Below are 428 nucleotides of genomic sequence, written 5' to 3'. Positions count from 1 at the left end.
CGAGTATACCTGCTGTGGACGGCACTATGTAGAGTCTTTGCGGAAAGAGAGGGCTAATTTTGATGATTTAGCCCGATTGATCATGATTATTGCGTGATTCATGGACCCTATGCCGGATCTGTGTCATTCCCGTTGTTCTTAAGCGGATTGGGGTTGACGCTGTGCAGCAAAGGCCGATTGCTCTTTGATCGGCCAGTGCAGCAACATCGCAACCAGACTAAGCGCAACACCGCTCCACCAGAGCCCATCATAACTGCCCATATTTTCAAATAACCAGCCGCCCAGCCATACGCCGCTGAAGCTGCCCACTTGATGGCTGAGAAATACGATGCCATATAGCGTGGCCATGTAGCGGGTGCCAAACATGGTGGCCACTAAACCAGAGGTGGGCGGCACGGTTGCCAACCAGAGTAACCCCATACTACAAC

At 52.1% G+C, this 428-nt stretch carries 1 pseudogene; it reads right to left on the bottom strand.

Going from position 1 to position 428, the window contains the following annotated elements:
* Positions 1-138: 138 nt before the first annotated feature.
* Positions 139-428, bottom strand: a pseudogene (locus BTA35_RS16975) (hypothetical protein); the annotation flags it as partial.

It is taken from the genome of Oceanospirillum linum, from assembly GCF_001995095.2.
Lineage (GTDB): Bacteria > Pseudomonadota > Gammaproteobacteria > Pseudomonadales > Halomonadaceae > Oceanospirillum > Oceanospirillum linum.
This window is presented reverse-complemented; position numbering and strand designations above follow the sequence as displayed.